Annotated in this window: 22 protein-coding genes, 1 tRNA gene and 2 pseudogenes; 19 read left to right on the top strand and 6 right to left on the bottom strand. The window is 63.4% G+C overall.

The window, feature by feature from the left end; translation table 11 throughout:
• Nucleotides 1–39 precede the first annotated feature (39 nt).
• Nucleotides 40–354, top strand: coding sequence for a hypothetical protein (locus tag B4I46_RS17685; protein ID WP_286901198.1), 315 nt, complete (start codon nucleotides 40–42; stop codon nucleotides 352–354).
• 84 nt (nucleotides 355–438) lie between these two features.
• Entirely contained in the window at nucleotides 439–786 is a 348-nt protein-coding gene (locus tag B4I46_RS17680) for a hypothetical protein (RefSeq protein ID WP_286901197.1), read from the top strand.
• 4 nt (nucleotides 787–790) lie between these two features.
• On the opposite strand, the gene B4I46_RS17675 is transcribed toward B4I46_RS17680, so the two are convergent.
• Nucleotides 791–1165 (bottom strand): DUF6173 family protein, encoded by a 375-nt coding sequence (locus B4I46_RS17675; protein WP_286901195.1) that lies wholly within the window; start codon nucleotides 1163–1165, stop codon nucleotides 791–793.
• A gap of 113 nt (nucleotides 1166–1278) precedes the next feature.
• Here B4I46_RS17675 and B4I46_RS17670 point away from each other — a divergent pair, with 113 nt between their 5' ends.
• Nucleotides 1279–2040 (top strand): GIY-YIG nuclease family protein, encoded by a 762-nt coding sequence (locus B4I46_RS17670; protein ID WP_286901194.1) that lies wholly within the window; start codon nucleotides 1279–1281, stop codon nucleotides 2038–2040.
• A 60-nt stretch (nucleotides 2041–2100) separates the two neighbouring features.
• On the opposite strand, the gene B4I46_RS17665 is transcribed toward B4I46_RS17670, so the two are convergent.
• Nucleotides 2101–2583 carry a hypothetical protein gene (locus B4I46_RS17665; protein WP_286901193.1) on the bottom strand — a complete coding sequence of 161 codons (483 nt, stop codon included), beginning with the start codon at nucleotides 2581–2583 and terminating at the stop codon, nucleotides 2101–2103.
• An 82-nt stretch (nucleotides 2584–2665) separates the two neighbouring features.
• Between B4I46_RS17665 and B4I46_RS17660 the strand changes: the two genes are divergently transcribed.
• Entirely contained in the window at nucleotides 2666–4618 is a 1953-nt protein-coding gene (locus tag B4I46_RS17660; RefSeq protein ID WP_286901191.1) for a DNA cytosine methyltransferase, read from the top strand.
• Here the strand turns inward: B4I46_RS17660 and B4I46_RS17655 are convergent.
• Entirely contained in the window at nucleotides 4608–5270 is a 663-nt protein-coding gene (locus B4I46_RS17655) for a hypothetical protein (protein WP_286901189.1), read from the bottom strand. The two genes, B4I46_RS17660 and B4I46_RS17655, sit on opposite strands and share 11 nt — an antisense overlap.
• 263 nt (nucleotides 5271–5533) lie before the next feature.
• Between B4I46_RS17655 and B4I46_RS17650 the strand changes: the two genes are divergently transcribed.
• The 9 genes from B4I46_RS17650 (at nucleotide 5534) to B4I46_RS17610 (ending at nucleotide 8954) form a co-directional block, all read left to right on the top strand.
• On the top strand, nucleotides 5534–5761 hold the full coding sequence (locus tag B4I46_RS17650) for a hypothetical protein (protein ID WP_286901187.1): 228 nt from the start codon (nucleotides 5534–5536) through the stop codon (nucleotides 5759–5761).
• Nucleotides 5758–6051 (top strand): hypothetical protein, encoded by a 294-nt coding sequence (locus B4I46_RS17645; protein ID WP_275731657.1) that lies wholly within the window; start codon nucleotides 5758–5760, stop codon nucleotides 6049–6051. The genes B4I46_RS17650 and B4I46_RS17645 overlap by 4 nt, the downstream gene beginning before the upstream one ends.
• Nucleotides 6048–6377, top strand: a complete 330-nt coding sequence (locus tag B4I46_RS17640; protein WP_286901185.1) for a hypothetical protein — start codon at nucleotides 6048–6050, stop codon at nucleotides 6375–6377. The genes B4I46_RS17645 and B4I46_RS17640 overlap by 4 nt, the downstream gene beginning before the upstream one ends.
• Entirely contained in the window at nucleotides 6374–6622 is a 249-nt protein-coding gene (locus tag B4I46_RS17635) for a hypothetical protein (RefSeq protein WP_286901184.1), read from the top strand. The genes B4I46_RS17640 and B4I46_RS17635 overlap by 4 nt, the downstream gene beginning before the upstream one ends.
• The gene (locus tag B4I46_RS17630; RefSeq protein ID WP_286901183.1) at nucleotides 6619–7005 is read left to right on the top strand and encodes a phage protein NinX family protein; all 387 of its coding nucleotides are present in this window, start codon (nucleotides 6619–6621) and stop codon (nucleotides 7003–7005) included. The genes B4I46_RS17635 and B4I46_RS17630 overlap by 4 nt, the downstream gene beginning before the upstream one ends.
• Nucleotides 7002–7337, top strand: a complete 336-nt coding sequence (locus tag B4I46_RS17625; protein WP_286901182.1) for a hypothetical protein — start codon at nucleotides 7002–7004, stop codon at nucleotides 7335–7337. Before B4I46_RS17630 ends, B4I46_RS17625 begins: the two co-directional genes overlap by 4 nt.
• A gap of 43 nt (nucleotides 7338–7380) precedes the next feature.
• Complete coding sequence (locus B4I46_RS17620) at nucleotides 7381–7578, top strand: hypothetical protein (RefSeq protein WP_176515927.1); 198 nt, start codon at nucleotides 7381–7383, stop codon at nucleotides 7576–7578.
• 82 nt (nucleotides 7579–7660) lie between these two features.
• Entirely contained in the window at nucleotides 7661–7903 is a 243-nt protein-coding gene (locus tag B4I46_RS17615) for a DUF4224 domain-containing protein (protein ID WP_088514779.1), read from the top strand.
• Between the two features lies 1 nt (nucleotide 7904).
• The gene (locus tag B4I46_RS17610) at nucleotides 7905–8954 is read left to right on the top strand and encodes a tyrosine-type recombinase/integrase (RefSeq protein ID WP_286901180.1); all 1050 of its coding nucleotides are present in this window, start codon (nucleotides 7905–7907) and stop codon (nucleotides 8952–8954) included.
• Between the two features lie 99 nt (nucleotides 8955–9053).
• Here the strand turns inward: B4I46_RS17610 and B4I46_RS17605 are convergent.
• Together B4I46_RS17605 and B4I46_RS25710 are read right to left on the bottom strand one after the other, a co-directional pair.
• Nucleotides 9054–9127, bottom strand: a tRNA-Cys gene (locus B4I46_RS17605).
• Between the two features lie 182 nt (nucleotides 9128–9309).
• Complete coding sequence (locus B4I46_RS25710) at nucleotides 9310–9960, bottom strand: methyl-accepting chemotaxis protein (RefSeq protein ID WP_370409201.1); 651 nt, start codon at nucleotides 9958–9960, stop codon at nucleotides 9310–9312.
• 1817 nt (nucleotides 9961–11777) lie between these two features.
• Between B4I46_RS25710 and B4I46_RS25705 the strand changes: the two are divergent.
• The 4 genes and pseudogenes from B4I46_RS25705 to B4I46_RS17585 all read left to right on the top strand — a co-directional run.
• A pseudogene (locus tag B4I46_RS25705) lies at nucleotides 11778–12866 on the top strand (cache domain-containing sensor histidine kinase); the annotation flags it as partial.
• Nucleotides 12867–12896: 30 nt separating this feature from the next.
• The gene (locus B4I46_RS25700; protein ID WP_370409200.1) at nucleotides 12897–13724 is read left to right on the top strand and encodes a methyl-accepting chemotaxis protein; all 828 of its coding nucleotides are present in this window, start codon (nucleotides 12897–12899) and stop codon (nucleotides 13722–13724) included.
• A 208-nt stretch (nucleotides 13725–13932) separates the two neighbouring features.
• Nucleotides 13933–16023 (top strand): annotated as a pseudogene (locus B4I46_RS17590) (TonB-dependent receptor); the annotation flags it as partial.
• A gap of 241 nt (nucleotides 16024–16264) precedes the next feature.
• The gene (locus tag B4I46_RS17585) at nucleotides 16265–18730 is read left to right on the top strand and encodes a sensor domain-containing protein (protein ID WP_286901176.1); all 2466 of its coding nucleotides are present in this window, start codon (nucleotides 16265–16267) and stop codon (nucleotides 18728–18730) included.
• Between the two features lie 41 nt (nucleotides 18731–18771).
• Here the strand turns inward: B4I46_RS17585 and B4I46_RS17580 are convergent, their stop codons facing one another.
• Nucleotides 18772–20256 carry a PLP-dependent aminotransferase family protein gene (locus B4I46_RS17580; protein ID WP_088514784.1) on the bottom strand — a complete coding sequence of 495 codons (1485 nt, stop codon included), beginning with the start codon at nucleotides 20254–20256 and terminating at the stop codon, nucleotides 18772–18774.
• A gap of 161 nt (nucleotides 20257–20417) precedes the next feature.
• On the opposite strand from B4I46_RS17580, the gene B4I46_RS17575 reads away from it, so the two are divergent.
• Together B4I46_RS17575 and B4I46_RS17570 are read left to right on the top strand one after the other, a co-directional pair.
• Nucleotides 20418–21482: a phosphotransferase gene (locus tag B4I46_RS17575; RefSeq protein ID WP_123753215.1), complete on the top strand. Its 1065-nt coding sequence runs from the start codon at nucleotides 20418–20420 to the stop codon at nucleotides 21480–21482.
• Complete coding sequence (locus B4I46_RS17570; RefSeq protein ID WP_043861696.1) at nucleotides 21483–22802, top strand: aspartate aminotransferase family protein; 1320 nt, start codon at nucleotides 21483–21485, stop codon at nucleotides 22800–22802.
• The last annotated feature ends 24 nt before the right edge of the window (nucleotides 22803–22826 follow it).

The following is a 22826-nucleotide window of genomic DNA, read 5'->3' as shown; positions in this document are numbered from 1 at the left end:
GGCGCTGGAAGCCGCGGCTGATCGCAAGGCGGGCCGCCAATGAACATCGGCAGCCCTATCCCCGACCCACGACTGCAAGTGATGGCCGACCTCAGCGCGCAGATCGATCAGTTCTTTGCGGCTGGCAAGCGGCCCATGCTGATCGAGGCCGGCGTGAGCGGCGAATGCTGCGGCATGAAGAACCCGCACCAGCGCAAGCAGCGCGCCGCACGTGACGCAGCAGCGCCGATGGTGCGAGAGCTGGCAGCTCAGGACATGAACGCCCAGGAGATTGGCAAGGCAATGCAGACCAGCCACACGCGCATCAGGCTGATCGCCCAAGAGAACAGCATCACCCTCGGCGGGTCGGAATGATCCAGCGAGTACTCAACCGCGCACGGCATGGCCGGCGCCAGCAGCAGATCACTTTGCCGCCCAGCGGCCTGGGAGGTACCGGCCATGGCCGAAAAGAAGACGGGAGCAGCGAAGCACTCGGCGGATTACCGCGACAGGAAGAAGGCCGAGGCCGAGCGCTTGGGTATCGAGACGCTGCCTGTGGAGTCGGCGGCCGGGACGCGCGCGGAGCTGACCAAGGCGATGAAGGCTCACGGCTACACCCAGCTGCAGGAGCTACTACAGGACCTGCACCGGGCGTTCATCGCCGTTGACCATCGAGAGCAGGCGCGCCGCCTGAAAAAGCCTGACGCGCCAGCTTTTAAGATATCGCCAAAACTAGCGCGCAAGTTTGCGGCAGCCACTCGGGCTGAGTTGAGGCGCGATCCGGGCGATGAAATTGCCACGCCCTGACAAATCAGTCTGCGTGGAAACCAACACGATACGGCTTCTCTTCCCGCTTTCTAACGGCAACCAACAAGAAGCTGAGCTGAGAGACATGCTGGACGAGTTGCACCCGGTCCCCAGCATCGGTCACACCAATAAAGGTCACGAGGCTTGGCGCTTTATACCCAACGCTCTCGACGTGAAATTGAATTGCACTGCCGAAACTAACCAGCCTCGCGCCGACCTCATGCTCATCGTCGAGCTCGGACTCGAATGCCTGTATGTACTCCGTCAGCCCCTTGAACGCGGGGATTACCGGGTCTGTAATTTTCTGCTGCTGCACAGCCTGCGCGCGTATTAGGTCGGACATTCTCCGGGCGCCGCCATTGTCAATTATGTGATCCAAGCTGACCTCCTTGATCCGGCCTCATTGCCGACCTGTCGTAATACCCCATCCCAAACCAAATTGCCACCATGCCGCATCCGGCCACGGAGGGCGGCGCATGCATGGAGAAAGCCATGGCCAAGTTCTACTACCAGATCAAGGGGCGCCGCCCGGCCAAAAACGCATACGGCGAGGATGAATGGGCCTGGCCGCCAGTGTTCAGCGGCATGGTTGAGGGGCCCGACCGCAAGGCAGCGAAAGCCGTGGTCGAGGAGCAATACGAACGCCAGTTCCCGTCGCGGGTACTTCGCAAGGACATGGACGCGCACGAGTATCTGCTACACATCCAGCCGATCGACGAACACGACACCTACCTGCTGAGTCGCTTCGAAAACAGGTCGTGCAAAGAGTGCGGCACCATCTTCAAATTGATCGACAAATACAACGATCCGCACACCGAAACGAAAAGCCACGACTACTGCACCGAGAAGTGCCAGGCGGCGGCCAAGTTTCGCGACCTTTCGGAATTCAAACTGGCAAGCGAGGGTCGTTCGCCGCCGGTGATCTACCAGGTGCGCCAGAAGTCCAGCGGCCGCGTCTACGTCGGCCAGACCACGCAGCCGTTCACGCTACGGTGGTGGCAACACCTGAGCAACCCAACCAGCTGCAAATTCCACGCGGCCCTGGGCGGCTCCGATATCACCGACTGGGAGTTTTCCGTGCTCGAGGTGATCGCCTACCCGGCATATTGCACCAATCGAGCGGCCTATATCACCCAGCGGGAACGTCACTGGATCGAAAACCTGGCGGCGGTTGAGACAGGGTTCAATACCGTTCGCCCTGCCGGTGCCGTCGATCAGGCCCAGGTGCTGCTGCCTCTCGCCGATCCGGCCTGACCCTCCGTCGCTGCCCCCAGCGCCTTCCCCTATTCAACGATAATGCCAGGACCAACGACATCAATTTAGGTCAGCGATCTGCTTTGCTGCCGTCTTCACCATGGCCGTCCACAGTATCGCTTCTCCCATACCTAGCCAGGTGGGGAGGTATTGCTGCCGCTGGGCCTCTCGCATACCGGCCTCCAAAGCTCGCATCGCGTCTCTCAAATTGCAGGTTGGCTCCAGCATATTTTCGGCGGGCAAGTTCAAAAGGTCGATCTTTTCCAAAGTGGCGCATAGTCCCGTGATGAGGTTCATCTGCCCATTGAGGGTCATTGAGCTGACCGACTCATTTGAAACTGCCCTATCAGCCCTGGCCGCAACAGTTTTGATCAGATTCAACACCAATTTTGCTTTTTCTTTTTCGGAACGAACCTGGGATCGCCGTTGCGAGGAAGCAATCCAAATCGCGATTCCAATTGCCCCAACTGATCCTACGGCCTGCACCCATGACGCCACGCCTGGGTGGTTTTCGACCCAGCTTAGAACGCATTCCCAGCCCATCTCTGCTCCCGCTGTTCCCCATATCCAGCGCCTGATCTAACCCCAAATCTATCCATCACGCCACCCCCGGCGAGGACCGCCTATGTCTGCATTTCAGAAAAAGAACCCGCTCGACTTCAAAACCCAGTACGGCCTTGGCTTCGACCCGCAAGACGATGAGATCGTGGTGGATTTCTTCTGTGGCGGTGGTGGAGCCGGTACCGGCCTTGAGATGGGCTTGGGCCGCGCGGTCACTGTTGCCAAGAACCACAGCCCGGCCGCGATCAGCATGCACACCGCCAACCACCCGGCGGCGCGCCACTTCACCACTGACGTATTCGAGGGTGACCCGGACGAGGAATGCCAGGGGCGGCCGGTGGGTTGGTTCCACATGAGCCCGGACTGCACCCACCACAGCCAGGCTGCCGGCGGCCAACCGCGCAAGCGCGAGATCCGGAACCTCTCGTGGATCGGCCTCAAGTGGGCCGGCATGAAGAAGCCCCGGGTGATCAGCCTGGAGAACGTGAAGCAGATTTTGCAGTGGGGCCCGCTGATCGCCAAACGAGACAAGGCCACCGGCCGGGTGATGAAGCTTGATGGCACCGTGGCCGCCGTTGGCGAGCGCGTACGGGTGCAGCAGCAATTCCTGGTGCCCGCCCCAAAACGTCGCGGCATCACCTGGCGCCGGTTCGTGCACTTGCTCGAAGACATGGGCTACCAGGTGGGGTGGCGGATCATCAAGGCCTGCGACTTCGGCGCGCCCACCAGCCGCGAGCGCCTGTTCATGATCGCCCGGTGCGATGGACAGCCAATCGTGTGGCCAGAGCCAACCCACGCAAAGAACCCCGCCAAGGGCCAACAGAAGTGGCGCACGGCTGCCGACTGCATCGACTGGAGCGTGCCGAGCAAGAGCATCTTCGGCCGCAAGAAGGAGTTGGCAGCCGCAACGCTGCGCCGCGTGGCAAAGGGCATAAAGAAGTTCGTGTTGGACAACCCGCAGCCTTTCATCGTGCCAATCGCAAACTGGTCAGGTGAGCTAACCCAGTCGGCGCAGGAGCCTCTGCGCACGGTTACCTCGTGGCCACGTGGCGGTTCATTCGCCGTGGCCAGCCCGACCCTGGTGCAGACCGGATACGGCGAACGTGTCGGCCAAAAGCCGAGGGTTCCAGGCCTGGATCAGCCGTTGGGCACAGTCGTCGCCGGCGGCGTGAAGCATGCGCTGTCGAGCGCCGTGATTCTGCCAGCAACCCATCAGGGCACTGTCCGGGTGAACGATCCGGGTGAACCGCTGCCCACGGTTACAGCCGCCAACCGCGGGGAGCTGATGATGGCCAGCCCTGTGATGATCGGAGCAGGCGGCCCGGTGTACGCTGGCAAGCCTGCGCCAGCCGATCAACCCATGGGCACGCTGATGACGCAGAACCATCGCGCCCTGGTCACTGCCTTCATTGAGCAAGCGAATGGCGGATTCAACACCACGCCAGCAAAGGGCGCGGACGAGCCGCTAACCACGGTCACCAACACCGGCAGCAAGCAGCGACTCGTGACCGCCAGCCTGGCGACTCTACGCCGCAACTGCGTCGGCCGGGCCGTGGATGAGCCGGTACCGACAATGACCGCCGGTGCCGAGCATCACGCCCTGGTCGAGTACAAGCTGTCACCAGAACATGAGGAAGGCGCCCTGCGCGTCGCGGCATTCCTGATCAGCTACTACGGCACTGAAAATACCAGCGCAGCAGACGCGCCAGCGCCAACGATCACCACCAAGGACCGCCTGGGCCTGGTCACCGTCTTCGTGAAGGGCACCCCATACGTCATCGTCGACATCTGCCTTCGCATGTTGCAGCCGCACGAGCTCTACCGCGCCCAAGGCTTCCCAGCCAGCTACATCATCGACAAGGGTGCCGACGGCAAGCCATTCACCAAGACCGAACAGGTGCACATGTGCGGCAACAGCGTCAGCCCTCCACCTATGGCGGCTATTGCGAAGGCTAACGATCCATGGAAACCCCCAGCAATACAACCAGAGAGCTGCCTGATCCTGGTCAAACGGTGATGGGAGAGCCCTCAAGGAGCTCGTTTCCTTTCACCTGACCGAGCGAAGCACTGACGGATGACTTTTGAATGAGCTGATGATTCCACCGGTCAGACTTAGGAGCATAACCGGAGAAGTGGAAGTCGACGGGGAACAAGGATCCGAGAATTTTCAATCTTGAAAGGATGTCCGCATGCCTCATGCTCTGCGAGTTTGAGGAAAATACAGATACGTAAAACGCACCCCAAATAGCAGCGGCATGGTCAAACTGGATCTTCTCGGCCGGAGCAACAATTGAATGCATGCCTTTGTTGGTTCCGGAGAGGGACAGAGTGAACATTTCGTTGCCTAGTTCACAAGCCGAAAAAAAAGCTCGCCGCTCCTTCAGATACCCCTTGCACGTCTGAGCAAACTCTGCGTAGGTGAAGGTATCCTTATTTGTGTAGATCCTGTCAAGCGAGGCATGGGAGGACATGTGGAAAAAGCGATACTTCGATTGCTTGAAGATTTTCAACAGGTGCGGAAGCTCGCTCTTTTCCTCGAAGTAGAAATATTTAGGCTTTTTCCCCGCCATGCGGAGAATTTCGGCGAGCCTCCGCCCTTCAAACCGCCGCTCTCTCTCGTCAGCTAGACGAAGGCTTTCTACGATGAATACATCTGCGACAGTCCCCACTTGAACTCCTTGTGACCCACATCGGAAATGAAGCCGCGGATCATATCAAGCGGATCACCTTGCGGCTAACGCCTTAGCCGTAGACGGCTGAGCACATTTGTACTCCACCCCGCTGTAACCCCTCTCCCCTCTATTCACTGCCGCGATATGGCGGCCAAGGACGAAGTCATGCCTGAAGAAAGCAACTGATTCAGCCGGTAGCCATTGAGCGTGATGAGCACGGTTTCTGGACTCACCCTGCGTGGCCATCCACGGAAGAGGAGTTGATTCCCTATGCCTGGTTCTATGATCGCAGCCTGGACGTAAAGCAGGTTGAGTTCGAGTACGACGCACCCGAAACCCTGCAGGCAGCCTGGTACCACGACGGAACGGCAGATTGCACCAGTTGGAACCCTACGCAACCGGCGGGTGACGGCTGGTTCATCTTTTCCATCCATGACACCGAGGACGGCCCGATCTGCGTGTGGGTTCGCCACAAGGTGCAGCCATGAGACTGAAACAGCATCCGCTCGACGTGCAGAGCGTTGGCGAAGACACCTACATCGTCATGAGCAAGGGGCATCACGACCTTGAGCAGTTCATGGCCGCAGCCATCAAGCGGTATCCGGGCTGGGCGCTTGGCGGCCCTGTCCACGTCTGGATCAAGACAACCCCGGGTCGCGGCACCTACGCCTGCATGTACAACATGGTGCCAGAGGGTACCCGGGGTGCCTGGCCTGCGACCTACTGCCATGAGTACGGCGAAGGCTACGAGCGCTACAGCGGCGAGGTGCAGCCATGACCCGCCTCACCCTCAGCCTCCTGCTGGTGGCCACCCTGGCCGGCTGCATCGAGCAACCCGGCCACCTCGAAGTGAAGGAAGACAAAGCCCGCGCGGTCACCTGCTGGCAGTCGGATAGCGGTATGGCCTGCCTGCCCAACTGGATGCTGGCCCCGCCCGAGCCGGAGAAATGCCTGATCAATGACCTGGGCAAGTCCGAGGCCTGCAAGAAGCTTTTCCGGGAAAACGCCAGCAACCAGCGCCAGCTGTCCCCGCACGAAACAGACCCCGAACCTACACCCGCACTGGCGCCTGGGCGCTGGATTGATGAGAGGTATCAGCTGTGAAAGACGCATCAGCACTGGGTCGCGACATGTGGATCATGCTCCGGCCAACCTTCGACGATGTTGCAGCGGCTAACGGATTCGACGGACCAATCGAAAAAGGTCGGCTCTGGGCCGGGTTTATGGCGGCGGCGAATGGTGCCATGTATGCACAGTTGGGCGCGGTCAACGCTCGTATCATCAACGACGCAATCCGCGATGCTGTTACGGACGTAGCCAGGAGCAAAATGCAGGCTGTGAAGCCATGAGCGACCTGATCGAAGTGAAGACGGCAGACCTGGTAGGCGAGCAGTTGGCCTGGGCGGTCGCCAAGGCCGAGGGGCTGGATGTGCATGTGGCCAAGCCGCACTACGGCGCGCCGGCCAGGGTGTTCGTCCAGTACCGCGGCGAAGCAACCGAACGCTGCGAGCGGTACAACCCGCAAGAGAACTGGGTGCTTGGAGGGCCGCTGAAGACAAAGCATCAGATCGGCGATGGCCCAGTGCGGGGTGGCTGGACGGCCTACCCCAGCCGGCCGAATGAGCCCACCAACTGGCTGATGGGCCCGAGCCCGCTTGTAGCGATCTGCAGAGCCGTCATAACCAAAATCACCGGCTGGACAGTCCAGGTGCCGAAGGAGCTGATGTCATGACCGAACAACGTCCCAAGGAATTCTACTCTGCCGATCAAGCCTCTCAGCATGCTGCTGAATGGTGCAAGCGCAATCCCGCATGGCGCAGGATCTGCGATATCCCTGATATCTCTGTGTTCGAAAAAACCTACGATGAGATCCCAAAGCGCGAGCGCGCCTACTGGGAAAAGAACGGCGGCAAAGAATGCTGGCGTGAATTCGGCGCCGGGGGAACCAAGGTGCCTACCGGATTCATCTCTGGAAAGGGCGAGTTCTTCGACCACGTCCTCAAAGTTCCGCTCCATCACAACATGATGATGGTTTACCGCGTGGGCAAGAGGTGGAAGCCATGATCGCCCTCGCCTATATGGCCTACCTGATCTACAGGGGGCCGCGATGAAGCTGCTCTACCGTATCAATCGCTGGCTCCCATTCGGTGGCCTGCCGATCGCCAAGATCCAGCATGGCCGCAACACCTGCACCTTGTACAAAAACGGCTGGGTACTCATCAGCGACGGAAAGAGCACCGACGCTCTCCCGATCAACTTCACCAGCCAGGCCCTGGTCGACGCCTTCGCAGCCGAACTCGCCTAACCCCTCCCCCTACTACTCAAGCCCGCCGACATGCGCGGGCATGGAGAGCTATTGCCGCCAATCTGCGGCTTGGAGCCTACCCATGGAAACCGAGATCCTTTCGGACGAAGAGCTGGCTGACCTGACTGGCTACAAGGCCAGGGGCTGGCAGCGTCGCTGGCTCACTGATCGCAACTGGCACTTCGTCGAGAGCCGCGGCGGTCGCCCCCTGGTGGGCCGCCAGTACGCGCGCATGAAGCTTGGCATCACGCTCGGCGTTCTGCCTGTTACACCCCCACCCCTGCCGACCGCGGCGTGGACACCTGACTTTTCCCGAGTGAAATGAAATGCGCCCCAGAAGTACCGAGAATCGCGACCTGCCGCCTGGTGTTTACCGGCGCAAGCGCACTAGGAAGAGCGGCAAGGAATGGGTCGGGTATTACTACCGTGACCCCGTCGGCAAGGAGATTCCCCTCGGCACGGATCTGACCCAGGCCAAACTCAAATGGGCCGAGCTGGAGGCGAAAACCATACCGGCCGAACTCACGACCATGAAAGGGATCTTCGATCAGTACGAACGACACATCTTGCCTAAGAAAGCGCCCCGCACCCAGAAAGACAACATCTACGAACTGAAGCAACTGAGGATGGTGTTCGATTCGGCGCCTATCGATGCCATCACACCAGCCATGATCGCGCAGTACAGGGATAGCCGATCCGCGAAGACCAGGGCCAATCGTGAGATCGCGCTTCTGTCGCACGTATTCAACACGGCTCGCGAGTGGGGGCTGACGACGCAGCAGAATCCATGCCTGGGGGTGAGAAAAAACAAGGAGAAGCCCCGCGACTACTACGCTAACGAGGCAGTATGGCGAGCGGTGTATGAAGAGGCCCCGGTAGAGCTGAAGGACGCGATGGACCTGGCATACCTGACCGGCCAGCGGCCAGCGGACGTGCTGTCCATGCGAAAGGACGACTTGGAAGGGGCCTACCTACTGGTCAGCCAGGGCAAAACCGGTAAGCGACTGAGGATCATCTTGGAAGTTAATGGGGTGAACAACAGCCTGGGCACGCTTCTGGATCGCATCAAGCTTAGGAATCGAGATCATCTGTCGCCATTCTTCATCCTGAGCGCCAGCGGCAAACGGTTGTCTTGGGGGATGCTGCGCAACCGGTGGCAGGAGGCACGGGAGTCTGCCCGACTGAAAGCCATCAGCGAGAAGCAGCCTGAGCTCGCCAACCGAATCGCGCAGTTTCAGTTCCGCGACATCCGCCCCAAGGCGGCTTCGGAGATCACAGATCTGGGGGATGCCAGCTTGCTGCTTGGCCACTCGAAAGAAGGCATTACCGAGCGCGTTTACCGCAGGATCGGCGCCATCGCGAAGCCTTCTAAATAGAAAAGTTTCGGAACTCCACCCTCAAAGTTTCGGAACTCAGGCCTTTTCTTTCGCCCAAAGAAAAACCCCGCAGACGTTAATCTGCGGGGCTTTCAATAATGGAGGCCGAGGTCGGAATCGAACCGGCGTAGACGGATTTGCAATCCGGAGCATAACCACTTTGCTACTCGGCCTCAAATGACTGAACCCTCTGAAGCAGCTCAATCACGTACAAACTGTAGAGATTTGCATCTCATTGAAAACGTTGAGATTTTTATTTCTCGTCGCTTTCGATGGACGCCATTATGTCCGCATTCGGGAGGGCTTGCAACCCCCTGATTTAAAAAAGATTTGGGGTGGGTTTTCGCCAACGGGGTCATGCGGCGGCAGGCTCTCCTGCCCCGCGGCTGACTTCGAACACGCCCACCAGCTTCTGCAGCTTGTTCGCATTCAAGCGCACGGTCTCGGCACTGGTGTGCAACACCGTCACGGTCTGGCGCATTTCCAGTGACGCCTGATCGACCTCCTTGATGGTGCGCCCGTACTCGAGGCTGCGCTGGTTGAGCTGCTGGATGATGCCGAACATGTTCTCCACGGCCCGGTGCAATTGCACGTTCTCGGACGAGGCCTGCTCGGCCAGGCGCAGGCTGTCATCCACGTCCTGCACGCCGCTCTGCATGAAGCCCACGGCCTGCTGCGTCTCGCTGTGCAAACCGTCGACCATCGTACGGATATCGTCGGCCGCCCGTGCCGTGCGCGCCGCCAGGCTGCGCACCTCGTCGGCCACCACCGCAAAGCCGCGACCATGCTCGCCGGCACGCGCCGCCTCGATGGCGGCATTGAGCGCCAGCAGGTTGGTCTGGCTGGTGATGTCGCTGATCAGCCCGGTGATGTTGCCGATCTCGGCCATGCGGCTGTCCAGCAACCTGACACTGGACGATGAACGCTGCACCACATCGCGTATCGACTGGGTGCCCGCCTGCACGGTCAGGAACTGCTCCCGCGCCCGGCTGACCACCTCGTCCATGGCCTGCTTCATCTGCTCGGCGCCGGCCGAGGCCTGCTGGATCTCGCCCAGTTGCTCCTCCACGATCACCATCATGCGGTGCACGGCATCGGCCACCTCCTCGGAGGTGAGGCTGGCGGCCTGGCTGCGCCCCAGCATCATCTGGTTGGTGGTGCCCACGCTGTGGCTGGCCTTGATCACCTGCCCCACCACCGCGTCCAGATGGTCGATGAAGCTGTTGATCCAGCGCCCCATGTCGCCGGTCTCGTCATTGGCCATGCGCGTGGTGTCCAGGCGCTGGCGCAGGTTGCCCTCGCCTTCGGCGATGGCCCTGATCACGCCGGTCATCTCGCTCAGGCGCGCGGCGAGGCGCCGCGGCCCCAGCACGCTGAACACCAGCGCGGCCAGCAGTAGGCTCACGCCCTCGCACGCATCGATCAGGCCCTGGTCGAGGCCGCTGTAGTGCTGCACCAGGTAGTTGCTGACGAACAGGCCGAGCATGGTCGCCAGGTACGGCTTCATCAGGCCGTAGCTCAGCGAGCGCCGCCGGTACACCTCCTCCAGGTCGGCTTCGCACATCATGCCCCAGCGGTCCGGCGAACCGGGCAACTGAAAGGTCACACCCTTGCCCACCACGGGAATGTGGCGGTAGTCCGAATAGCCGGGGTAGCTCACGAACAGGTTGGCGCCGGTGCGGATGGTTTCGCGCACGCCGGGGTGCAATTGCCCGGTGGCCGGGTCGGTGAAGCGCAGCTCAAGCTCGGTGTGGCGCTGCACCTGCACGGTCTTCCACGGAGTGTGCACGCCGCTCTTGAGGTTCTCGCCGTGGCTGAAGGTGCCGTCCTCGAAGCGCGAGCGCGACAAGGCCACCCCCGGCTGCAGGCCGGGGTCGAAACGCGACTGCACCATGAACAGGTAGTTGTCCCCGGACTCGGCAAAGATATGCCCGGCCTCGCGCTGGATCAGGTCGCCCAGTACGTCGTTGGGCACCCGTGCGCACAGGCAGCCCACCACCTGGCGGTCGACCTTGATCGGCTGGTAGAACATCAGCGTCACTTCATCATGAAAGCTGGAGGTCGACGGGCCGATCGCCAGGGTCAGCGGGTCGCTGTAGGGCCCATGCAGAAACGGCGCCTTCAGCCCCTCGGCCAGCGGCCGTGGGTCGATGCGCGGGCGCGTGCCCTGGCCGCGCCAGGTCGAGGCAAGCACCTCGCCCGCCGCATCCACCACGAACAACTCGGAAAAGTCTTCGGCCTGGGCCAGCTTCTGCTGCAATACCTGCCCATCGAGGCTGCGGATGTCGCTGCCGGCACTGGCGGCCAGCTCCGCCAGGTGCTCCCACTGCTCCTGGGCCCAGCCCTGCAGCAACTTGACGCGGGTTTGCGCAATGGCTTCGAAGGTCTGCCCGATCACCGGGTACGCCGATCGGTTGAGGCGGCAGGCCCAGCCCATGGCCAGTTTGCCGGTCTTGCCAAACCATGGCAGCCAGCGCTTTTCTGCGGCGGACAGTTGCATGCAATTGTTCGATAGCGACATTTACATCTCCCGATACGACATTCCTTTGTCCATTCGGCAGGCAACTACCAGGCCAACGCAAAAAACCACCTTGAAAACCGACGCGCAAGCCAGCCAGATAGCACTCTGCCAGCCCCTTCCATGCCCCCTGCGAACCCACCTTTTCTGCGCCCCGAAACGGCGCATGAACGCGCTTGTGTGCACCGCAGGAGTGCGCAGGTGAAATGTCCTACAATCCTTGCCTTTGCTGCTCAAGCGGCCGCTCGCCACGCCGATAACCCGACCAGACGAAACAACAATTAAACGGCGTCAGCGGAGCGGATATGAACATCAAACAGAAACTCACGTGGGGCTTCGCGACCATCGCCTGCGTACCGATACTGGTCGTCGCTACGCTGGTGATACTGAACATCCGCCTGGAGGCGCGGGACAACTTCGTCGACGGCAGCGACCGCGAGATTCGACAGGTGGCCAATGCCATGCAGTTGTTCTTCGACGGCATCAGCCAGAACATCGAATTTCTCAGCAAGCTGCCCATGCTGCAGAACACCGACGCCAGCCTGAAGAAGTACATTTCGCCCGACGCCCCCACGCTGCCGATGGGGCCGCAGGACAAACCGGTATTCGACTATTTTGCCCGCCTCGGCGCCAGCCACCCGGCCTATGGCTACATCTCCATCGGCACCACCGAGGGCGGCTACATCTCATGGCCCGAAGACCCCAGCCTGGCCAACTACGATCCGCGCCAGCGCCCCTGGTTCAAGATGGCCCAGGCCAACCCGGGCAAGACCCTGCGTACCGCCGCCTACTACTGGGCCAACGACGACGCGGTGCTGGTCAGCACCGTGCGCAGCCTGCCCAACGCGCTGGGCGCCAACGGCGGCGTGGTGAGCGTGGACGTGTCGCTCAAGCAACTGACCGAGATCATCAAGCAGCTCAAGCTGGGTGAAACCGGCTACGTGATGCTGCTGGAGCAGAGCGGCAACATCCTGGTCGACCCCAAGCAGCCGGCGCACAACTTCAAGCAGCTCGACAGCCTCGGCCAGGGCTATGCGCAACTGGCCAAGACTACCCAGGGGCTGGTGGAGATCGAGCTTGACGGTGAGCGCTACATGGCCAACGTGTGGCCTTCCGAGCAACTGGGCTGGCGCTTCATCGGCCTGGTCAAGCAGAGTGAAGTGATGGCCTCGGCCACCCGCCTCACCTGGCTGATCGTCGGCATTGCCGCCGCGCTTGGGCTGCTGTTCGCCTTCGTCGGTGCCAGCTTTGCCAAGGTCATCGTGCGCCCGATCAACGACGTGTCCCACGGCCTGGAAGGCATCGCCCAGGGCGAAGGCGACCTGACCCGCAACCTGCATGTGCGCGGCAACGACGAAACGGCCCAGCTCTCGGGCTGGTTCAACCAGTTCCTGGGCGCGATCCGCAGCCTGATCCAGCACATCATGCACGCCGCCGATGGCATCCTGACCAACTCCCACAGCGCCACCAGCGTGTCCAACGAAATGGCCGACGCCGCCAGTCGCCAGCGCGAGGCCGTGGACATGGTGTCGACCGCCTTCCATGAAATGGTCGCCACCGCCAACGAGGTCGCGCGTTCGTGCAGCCAGGCCGCCGAGTCGGCCGACAACGGCCAGCGCCAGGCTTCCGAGGGCCAGCAGCAGATCGACGCCGCCGTGGGCAGCGTCGATCAGCTCAGCCAGGAAATCGCCCAGTCGGCGCAATCCATGCAGCAGCTGGAGCGCGACAGCAACGCCATCCAGTCGATCCTCAGCACCATCCGCTCGATTGCCGAGCAGACCAACCTGCTGGCCCTGAACGCGGCCATCGAGGCGGCGCGGGCCGGCGAGCAGGGTCGCGGCTTTGCCGTGGTGGCCGACGAAGTGCGTGCGCTGGCCAAGCGCACGGCCGACTCCACCGCCGAGATCGACGGCATGCTCGCCAACCTGGCCCGCGGCACCAGCCAGGTCGCCGCACAGATGAACACCAGCCTGAGCCTGTCGCAGGACTCGGTCAGCCGCATCGGCGAGGCACGCACCCGCTTCGGCCAGATCCGCGAGTCGGTGGACATGATCCGCGACATGAACACCCAGATCGCCACCGCCGCCGAAGAGCAGCACCAGGTGGCCGAAAGCATCAACCAGCACATCAGCCAGATCCACGGCGATGCGCAGCGGGTGGCGCAACTGGCCAGTGAAGCCAAGAGCGATGCGTTCAACCTGACCCAGCTGTCCAACGAAATGAACACGCTGGTACGGCGCTTCAAAACCTGAAAAAAAGGCGCTGCACGATTTATTTTGCAGCGCCTCTGTCACTTTTTGTTTCTCGTGCGGCAACAGGGTTACTGAGAACCATTCACATCAGGAACCTGACCCCATGTCCGTTGCCGCCCCTACGCCCCGCCCTCACCTGCTGGCGCTTGCGATTGCCTGCGCCGGTATCGCCACGCCGCTGCTGGCCGCCGATGAACAGGCTGTGCCCCAAGCCCGGCTGAACCTGCCGCAAACCGACGTCAACGCCACCCGCATCGCCGACGGCAGCGCCGAAGCCGGCTACCTCACCGACTCGCTGAAGAACGTCGGCGCCCTGGGCGGCATGGCCCTCAAGGACACGCCCTATTCGATCAGCGTGGTGTCCAGCGAGCTGATCCGCAACACCCAGGCCACCTCCACCGACGACATCTTCAAGCTCAGCCCCTTCACCCAGTTCACCTCGCCCTCGGGCGCCGGCTATGCCAGTTCGGTGGCGATCCGCGGTTTCAACGACCTGGGCAATCTCAACATCGCCAACGACGGCCTGCGTTTCAGCAATGGCTCCGACAGCGGCAACTTCGTCGAGGAGATGGAGCGCCTGGAGATTGTCACCGGCCTCAGCGGCTTCCTGTATGGCCCCGGCAGCCCGGGCGGGCTGGTCAACTACGTGCTCAAGCGCCCCACCTACGAGCGCTACAACAGCGTGACCCTGGGCAACGCCGGCGGCGAGAACGCCTATGTGCACGGCGACTTCGGCGGCCCGATCGACGATCAGGGCGTGCTGGCCTACCGCGTCAACGTGCTGGCCCAGGACGGCGAGACCGCCATCGACCTGCAGAACCGCCGTCGCAAGATGGTCAGCCTGGCGCTGGACTGGAACGTCAGCGACGACCTGCTGGTGCAGTTCGACGCCTCGTACAAGAAAAACCAGACCCACGGCCTGACCAGCTACTGGTACTTCGCCGACCAGCGCCTGCGCCCCGACGCCGATCAGTTGGACAACGACAAGCTCTACAGCCAGCGCTGGGCGTTCTCCGACAGCGAGCACGAGCGCGTCGGCAGCCGCTTCAACTGGCGCCTGAACGAGGTGTTCAGCCTGCGCGGCGCGGTGGCCCACGACCGCAACCGCACCCAGTACGCCTACACCGGCCCCACCGTGACCTCGCCCGGGGTCTACAGCCAACCGCTGTACGCCTTCGCCCCGGTCGAGCGCGAGGAAACCTCGGCCTACCTGTTCGCCGACGCGGCCTTCGACACCGCCAGCATCGGCCACAAGGTCACCTTCGGCTACCAGGGCAACGTGGCGCGGGTACGCGACTACACCGACTACATTCCCTTCCCGGGGCCGCAGTACCAGCCGGTGGGCGGCAACGGCTCGATCCCGCTGGATGAAACCCCGCAGTACGCCAAGCCCGACTACTCCATCGGCCACGGCGACCAGCGCCTGTCCTCGCGCACCCAGGCCGACAACCTGCTGCTGGGCGATGTGATCACCTTCAACGAACAATGGTCGACCATCCTCGGGGTCACCCGCACCCGCATCAAGACCTTCAGCGACAACTTCGTGTGGGCCGAATCGTTCGGCACCCCGAGCCAGATCGACAACTACAACCAGAGCAAGACCTCGCCCAACATCTCGCTGATCTACAAGCCGCTGCCCTGGCTGACCACCTACGCTACCTACATCGAAGGCCTGCAGGCCGGCGGCATCGCGCCCAACACCGCACTCAACGCCGGCCAGGCCATGGCCCCGGCCATCAGCGAGCAGTATGAGGTGGGGGTCAAGGCCGAAGTGGGCGAAGCCCTGCTGACCCTGGCACTGTTCAACATCGACAAGCCCAATGGCTACACCAACCAGCAGCAGATCTACGTGCAGGACGGACGCCAGGAGAACAACGGCCTGGAGTTCGGCATCACCGGCAAGGTCACCCCGCAGCTGACCCTGGTCAGCGGCCTGACCCTGCTCGACCCCCAGGTGAAGAAGGCGGCCAATGCCAGCATCGAGGGCAACAAGCCGGTGGGCGTGGCCAGCCAGCTGGCCAAGGTGTACGCCGAATACGACCTGAACGGCGTGCCCGGATTCGCCGTGACCGGCGGCGCCTATTACACCGGCAAGCAGTACGTGGATGAGGCCAACCACTACAGCCTGCCGTCGTTCACCACCTTCGATGCCGGTGCGCGTTATCGCCTGCCGCTGGCGGACAACGCCCTGACCCTGCGCGCCAACGTCAGCAACCTGACCAACAAGGCGTACTGGCTGAGCGACCACTTCCTGGGCGCGCCGCGCACCCTGACGTTCTCGGCACAGCTGGAGTTCTGAGCCCCTTCGCCGGCATTGCCGGCTCCTGCACGGGCGCACGCAGCCTGCAGGAGCCGGCGTTGCTGGCCAAATGCCCACCTCGCGCCGCGCAAATCCCTGAGCGCCGCCAAAATCAGTACCAAAGAACCATTGCCGTTCGCATCCAGCCCTGATATTGAGTGTGCCGCTTTGCGCACCCGCGCCTTTCGTTTCCTCTTGCCCACCCCGCTGGCTTCATCCCCACGCGATCCGAGATGCCGACATGATTGAAAACTCCGATGTAATGTATCGCCTGCTGGTACAGAGCGTGATCGATTACGCGATCTACATGCTGACCCCGGAGGGTGTGGTCAGCAACTGGAACGCCGGGGCGCAGCGGGCCAAGGGGTATACCGACGAAGAGATCATCGGCGAGCATTTCTCAGTGTTCTACAGCGCCGAGGAGCGCGCCACGCAGTTGCCGCAGAAAAACCTGCAGACCGCCCGCGACCAGGGCCGCTTCGAGGCCGAGGGCTGGCGCCTGCGCAAGGACGGCAGTGCGTTCTGGGCGCACGTGGTGATCGACGCGGTGCATGACGACGACGGCCACCTGGTCGGCTTTGCCAAGGTTACCCGCGACTGCACCGAACAGCGCCGCGCCCTGCTCGAACAACGTGAACAGGAGCGTCACTTCCGCCTGCTGGTACAAGGCGTGAACGACTACGCCATCTACATGCTCGACCCGCTGGGCCATGTGATCAACTGGAACGCCGGCGCCGAGCGGGCCAAGGGCTACACCCACGACGAGATCGTCGGCCAGCATTTCTCGGTGTTCTACACCCCGGCGGACCGCGCCGCCGGCCTGCCCGCCCAGTGCCTGGACGCCGCACGCCAGACCGGCCGCTTCGAGGCCCAGGGCCTGCGCCAGCGCAAGGACGGCTCGCACTTCTGGACCAACGTGGTGATCGAAGCCATCCACGACGACGATGGCCAACTGCTGGGGTTTGCCAAGATCACCCGCGACATCACCGAGCGCCGCCAATACGAACTCGACCTGCTGGCAGCCAAGGAGCTGGCCGAGGCGCAGAGCGAGAAAATGGCCGCGCTGTCGCAGTTTCTCGACTCGGTGATCAGCAACATCCCGTCCAGCGTGATGGTGCTGGACGTGGCCTCACGCCAGATCCTGCTGGCCAACCCGCAGGCCGAGAAGCTGTTCTCCAGCCAGCAGTGCGCCCTGGTCGGCAGTACCCCGCAGCAGAGCCTGGTGCCAGTGATGGCCGGCTACCTCGAACACCTCACCGAACATTGCCTGAACCACAACGGCCTGCACCTGACCGAAGACCACCTCGACACCCCGCTGGGCCGACGCACCCTGCGCTCACGCACCCTGCTCAGCCGCAACCCGCAGGTGGGTGCGGGCCACTATGTGCTGCAGATCGCCGACGACGTCACCGACGAGATCGCCGCACACGCGCAGATTCACCACATGGCGCACCACGACGAACTCACCGGCCTGCCCAACCGCACGCTGTTCCACAACTGCCTGGAAGAGGCCCTGGCCGACGGGCAGGCGCGCCAGCACATGACTGCGGCGCTGTGTCTGGACCTGGACAACTTCAAGAACATCAACGATGCCCTGGGGCATGCCTTCGGCGACCGCCTGCTGCGCGCCCTGGGCCAGCGCCTGCGCAGCGTGCTGCGCGACCAGGACACCCTAGCGCGCCTGGGCGGTGACGAGTTCGCCGTGGTGCTGCCACACCTGGCGCGCCTCGAGGATGCCCAGCGCACCGCCACGCGCCTGATCGAGGCAGTGGCGCCGGCGTTCCTGATCGACGGCCACAGTTTCTCGGTGGGCCTGAGCGTGGGTATCGCCATCGCGCCGGTCGACCACCACAAGGCCGACCAGTTGCTGCGCTACGCCGACATGGCGCTGTACGAGGCCAAGCGCAACGGGCGCAACCGCTACGAGCTGTTCCACCCCGAGCTCGACGAAGCCGCGCGGCGCCGTCGCATCATGGAAACCGACCTGCGCACCGCGCTGCACCTGGGCCAGCTGCACATGCACTACCAGCCGATCATCGGCAACGACGGGCAGATCACCGGCTACGAGGCGCTGATGCGCTGGCAGCACCCGGTCAAGGGGCAGGTCATGCCGATGGACTTCATCCCGATTGCCGAAGAGACCGGGCTGATCCACGAGGTGGGTACGCGGGCGCTGAACCTGGCCTGCCAGGAGGCCGCCAGCTGGGCCACCGAGCAATCGGTGGCGGTCAACCTGTCGCCGGTACAGTTCAAGAACAGCGACCTGGTGGAAGTGGTGCAGCTTGCGCTGACCGACGCCAGGCTCGACCCGTCGCGCCTGGAACTGGAGATCACCGAATCGGTGCTGCTGGAGAACAGCGACGGCAACCTGCGTACCCTGCAGGCGCTCAAGGACATGGGCGTGCGTATTGCCCTGGACGACTTCGGTACCGGCTACTCCTCGCTGGGCTACCTGCGTTCGTTCCCGTTCGACCGGATCAAGATCGACAAGTCGTTCGTGCACGACATGGGCGAAAGCCGCGAGGCGATGTCGATCATCCGCGCCATTACCGGCATGAGCAGCAGCCTGCTGATCAACACCACCGCCGAGGGGGTGGAGACCGAGGCGCAGTTCAAGCAGTTGCAGGCCGAGGGTTGCTCGCATTTTCAGGGGTATCTGTTCGGGCATCCGCAGCCGGCTGACAAGCGCCAGAAGGGAGGCCGGTAGATCAGCGAGCGCGCAGGCCGTTTCGCCGGCAAGGCCGGCTCCTACACGACAGGTGCGGGAGCCGGCCCTGCCGCCACCTGATCGTACAGCCGCCGCAGCCGCTGCACCGCCGCCTCGATCTCGCCCACCTTGACCCCGCCGTACCCCAGCACCAGCAGGTTGTCGTCATCGGCGTCGGGCTCCACGCTGTAGCCGCCGCGCAGCACCAGCCCATGTGCCGGGGCCTGCGCCAGCATCTTGCGCGCCGTGCCCGGTGCACCGATGCGTACCGCCAGGTGCAACCCCGCCTGCCCCGCCGAGTACCCGATCAGATCCCCGAACGCCTCGTCCAGGCACTGCTGCAGGCAACTGCGGCGCTGGGCGTACTCGGCGCGCATCTTGCGGATGTGCCGGGCAAAATGCCCTTCCTGGATGAAGTCGGCCATCGCCGCCTGAATCGACAGGTACCCTGGCCGGTACAGCTGGATCAGGCCCTTGCCGAAGGCCTCGGCCAGCCCCTCGGGCACCACCAGGTAACTCAGGCGCAGCCCCGGGAACATCACCTTGCTGAAGGTGCCCAGGTAGATCACCCGGTCTTCGCCACCGAGCCCCTGCAGCGACGGCATCGGCTCGATGTCGTACCGGAACTCGCTGTCGTAGTCATCCTCCACCACCCACAGGTTGTTGGCCTGGGCATACGCCAGCCAGTCACGCCGGCGCTGCAGCGACATGATGTTGCCGGTGGGGTACTGGTGCGACGGCGTGACGAACGCCAGCCGCGGCGCAGCAGCCGGCACTGCAGAAGGCAGGCAGGCGCCCTGCGCATCGATCGCCAGCGGCGCGCAGTGCAGCCCCGCCGCCGAAAACACCACCGGCGCACCCCAATGGCAGGGGCTCTCGACCCACACGGTGTCCCCCGGGTCGCCCAGCAGCTTGGCCACCAGGTCCAGCGACTGGTGGGTGCCCTGGGTCACGATCACCTGCGCCGGGCTGCAACGGACTGCGCGGGCCGCATACAGGTAGGCACTGAGCGCCTCGCACAGCGGGCGGTAGCCGCCCTGATCCACGTAGCCGGCCAGGTGCGCCTGGCGCTTGCTCAGGTAGCGGTTGTGCAGGCGCTTCCAGATATGAAACGGAAACAGGTCGGCGTCCGATACGCCGCCCACGAAGGCGCCCTCGGCCCGCGCCACCGCGCCGAAGCGCGCGTTGATCGCCTTGCCCCGGGCCGACAGCGGCGCCTGATCGGGCGTATCGGGGGCCGGCACGCCGGTTTTCACCTGGGGCAAGGTGTCGGCCACGAAGGTGCCGCTGCCGGGCCGGGCGTACAGGTAGCCCTCATCGAGCAGACGGTCGTAGGCCAGCGACACGGTCAGGCGCGAGACCAGCAACTGCTCGGCCAGCGCCCGGGTGGAGGGCAACTTGTGGTTGACCGGCAGGCGCCGCTGCAGGATCGCCGCCTGGATCGCCTGGTACAACTGGCGCTGCAGGGTCACGCCGCCGTCGCGGTCCAGCGTGCCGACCAGCAGGTCGTGGAGAAGCGATGCCATCGGGTGCCTCACTGCAGGGGCGGGATCGGAACCGCAAGCATACAAGTGGCCTTAACAACTGATCAACTCTGGATATAACCGATATAGCCAAACAGGCCTATGTTCGAACCAGTGCTGGCCTGACACCCCAGCTTTCCCGGCAATCGACAGAGTGATGTTCAGTGACCCTTCACACACCCCCTGCCTTCGACGCATTGCTGGTCGCAGCTCCGCCCAAGGTTTCGGCCGAACAGGCGCAGGCCGTGGCAGCGCAGTACTTCGGCCTGCACGGCGCATGCCGCCTGCTCACCGGCGAGCGTGACCTCAACTTCCAGATCACCTGCGCCGACGGCGCCCAGTACCTGCTCAAGGTCTCCAACGCGGCCGAAGACCCGCAGGTGGCCGACTTCCAGAACCAGGCGCTGCTGCACATCCAGCACTGCGACCCGACCCTGGCGGTGCAGCGCATCTACCCCAACACCAGCGGCAGCTACCAGATCCCGCTGATGTTCGATGGCCAGCCGCTGCTGGTGCGGCTGTTCTCGTTCGTCGACGGGATCTGCCTGCACCGCGTCGAACACCCCGACGTGGCTCTGCGCAGCAGCCTGGGCGAGCACCTGGCCCGCCTGGGACTCGCCCTGCGCGGCTTCTTCCACCCCGGCGCCGGGCACGAGCTGCTGTGGGACCTCAAGCACGCCTCGCGGCTGAACGACAAGATCGGCCTGATCCAGGACCGTGAAGAGCGCCAACTGGCCCAGCACTTTCTGGACAACTTCGAGCGCCACGCACAACCGCACCTCAAGGGCCTGCGCGCCCAGGTGATCCACAACGACCTGAACCCGCACAACGTGATCGTCGATGCCAGCCAGCCGCACCCGGTGCGCAACATCCTCGATTTCGGCGACATGGTGCATGCCCCGCTGGTCAACGACCTGGCCGTGGGCGCCGCCTATCAACTGGGCAGCCAGGGCGACCCGCTGGAACACGCTGCACCGTTCATCCGCGCCTACCACCGCATCGCGCCGCTGGAGCCGCTGGAACAGGAACTGCTGGTGGACCTGATCGCCACCCGCCTGGTGCTGACCGTGACCATCACCAACTGGCGCGCTGCGCTGTACCCGGAAAACCGCACCTACATCCTGCGCAACGCGCCGTCTGCCTGGCGTGGCCTGAAGGCCCTGGCTGACGTGCCGCGCGAGGTCGCGCAGCAACAGATTCGTCGTATCTGCTCCGAGGAGACGCTGTAAATGACCATGATCAATGGCTTCACCGCCGAAGATGCCGCACGCCTTAGCGAAACCGAACGTGCCCTGATCGAGCGCCGTGCGCGCGTGCTGGGCCCGGCCTACCGCCTGTTCTACGAACACCCGCTGCACCTGGTCAAGGGTGAAGGCGTGTGGCTGTACGACGCCGACGGCAAGCGTTACCTGGATGCCTACAACAACGTGGCCTCCATCGGCCACTGCCACCCCAAGGTGGTCGAGGCGCTGTACGAGCAGGCCAAGGTGCTCAACACCCACACCCGCTACCTGCATGAAGGCATCCTCGACTATGCCGAGAAACTGCTGGCCACCTTCCCGCCCGAGCTGGACCAGGTGATGTTCACCTGCACCGGCAGCGAGGCCAACGACCTGGCCCTGCGCATCGCCCGTCAGTACACCGGCGGTACCGGCCTGATCGTGACCCAGCTGGCCTACCACGGCGTGACCGACCAGATCGCCGCCGCCTCGCCTTCGCTGGGTGCGGGCGTGCCGGTGGGTGACTTCGTGCGTACCGTGCGGGCTCCCGACGCCTACCGCCTGGGCGCCGAGAACGTGGCACAGATCTTCGCTGACGACGTGCGCGCCGCCATCGCCGACCTGCGCCGCTGCGGGATCAAGCCGGCAGCACTGCTGCTCGACGGCATCTTCGCCAGCGATGGCGTGCTGTCCGACCCGGCCGGCTTCCTGCAGCAGGCGGTGGCCGTGGCCCGCGAAGAGGGCCTGCTGTACATCGCCGACGAGGTGCAATCGGGCTTTGGCCGTACCGGCTCGCACATGTGGGGCTACCAGCGCCATGGCGTGCAGCCCGACATCGTCACCATGGGCAAACCCATGGGCAACGGCCAGCCGATTGCCGGTGCGGTGTTCCGCGGCGAGGTGCTCGATGCGTTCGGTCGCACCGCCCGCTACTTCAACACCTTCGGCGGCAACCCGGTGTCATGTGCAGCAGCCAACGCGGTGCTCGACGTGATCCAGGGCGAAGGCCTGATGGCCAACTGCGCGGCGGTGGGCGAATATTTCAAGGCGGGTCTGCAAGGGCTTGCCGAGCGCTACCCGCTGATTGGCGACGTGCGCGGGGCCGGGCTGTTCGTGGGGGTCGAGCTGGTAACCGATCGTGCCAGCAAGGCGCCGGCCACCGAGGCAACGGCACGGGTGGTGAACGGCATGCGTGAACGTGGCGTACTGATCAGTTCGGCGGGGCCGGCGGCCAACATCCTCAAGATCAGGCCGCAGTTGATCTTCCAGCGCGAGCATGCCGATCTGTTCGTACAGACGCTGGAGGCGGTGCTGAAGTCGCTGAACTGACAGCAAGAGGCATTGACGGTTGTG

The organism is Pseudomonas sp. UBA7500 (genome assembly GCF_002478435.1).
Lineage (GTDB): Bacteria > Pseudomonadota > Gammaproteobacteria > Pseudomonadales > Pseudomonadaceae > Aquipseudomonas > Aquipseudomonas palmensis.
This window is presented reverse-complemented; position numbering and strand designations above follow the sequence as displayed.